Source organism: Aequorivita capsosiphonis DSM 23843 (assembly GCF_000429125.1).
Lineage (GTDB): Bacteria > Bacteroidota > Bacteroidia > Flavobacteriales > Flavobacteriaceae > Aequorivita > Aequorivita capsosiphonis.
The window spans coordinates 1-1,072 of record NZ_AUBG01000030.1 but is presented as its reverse complement, the minus strand read 5'-3'; the positions used below and the strand labels follow the sequence as shown (position 1 = coordinate 1,072).

Here is a 1,072-nt window from a genome sequence, read left to right as displayed (position 1 = left end):
TAAAATAAGAGATAAACAAGTATCAATTAGACTAAGTCAGAATCTAGTGTAAAGCATGTGACTTTAACTTTGTAAACTATGTGCCTTAACGAACACGCCTGCCAGACAAAAGCTGTTCCAAGCAGCAGCGTCAGCAGCAGCAAGGTTTTCTTCAGCGAAAATCGCTGGGAAGTTAAAATTGTAGTTCTGTTTTTCATAAATAAAATGGTTGTTTAGTTATGTCGAAGGTTTTATCCAAACTGGAAAGGAAACTCCAACTTTTTCCCTTAATGAATTGTTAAAAATATAAATTATAAATCACTTTGACTCAACAATAATGAGATAATCTAAAATTTCATTAAATCATTTAAAACTATCATAAATTAGACTTAATGATTACGGAGACTGAGTATTCGGTAGCAATAACTTAGTATTCGGTAGGTATGACTTAGTATTCGGTACGTATTCCTTAAAATTTTGTTAAGTTGATTTAGTAATTTTAAAATTTGGGGAAGGAATGACTGCCCGTCTTAAAAAGCTTTAAAGAGCTCAACCTATAGAAGAACGAAATGCTTATCGACTTGTTTAAAAGGATAAACCAACGCAAGTTATCTATTAAGTTCTTCCAAACAGAATAAACAAAATAGGATCTAAATAAAAAATTTCTTAAAATCGACTATCCACGAGGCAGAACCTAGAGGTATTTATCCTCACCCGAAACTGCCGAAAAAGGCAGTTTCGACCTCTCCCAAGGAGAGGTAAATCGGAAACCCCGAGGCAGAGCCATCGGAGAATTTTTAGATTTAACCCACTTCTTACCACAAAAAATTATCCCCACCTACATAAAATCATGCAGATGGGGATAAATATCCCAATTGGGGATTTGTAAAACTTACTCTTTCACCACTCTAAAGGTTTTCTGACTACCGTCAATGGTGACGCTCATCAAATAAACTCCAGCTTGTAATTGGTGAGTAGCCATGTTTGCCTCTAAAGCATTTGGTTGCTTTTGAATGACCTTTTGACCGATGAGGTTGTACACATCAACTTGCTCAATTGGTGCGCTTGCATTCAGGGTCAACTGATCTTTAAC

General features: G+C 35.6%; 1 protein-coding gene. It reads right to left on the bottom strand.

All coding sequences use genetic code 11. The features are described 5' to 3' along the window. Nucleotides 1–871: 871 nt before the first annotated feature. Nucleotides 872–1,072, bottom strand: a 201-nt coding sequence (locus G440_RS20140; RefSeq protein ID WP_034259762.1) for a T9SS type A sorting domain-containing protein, incomplete at its 5' end; no start/stop codon positions are given.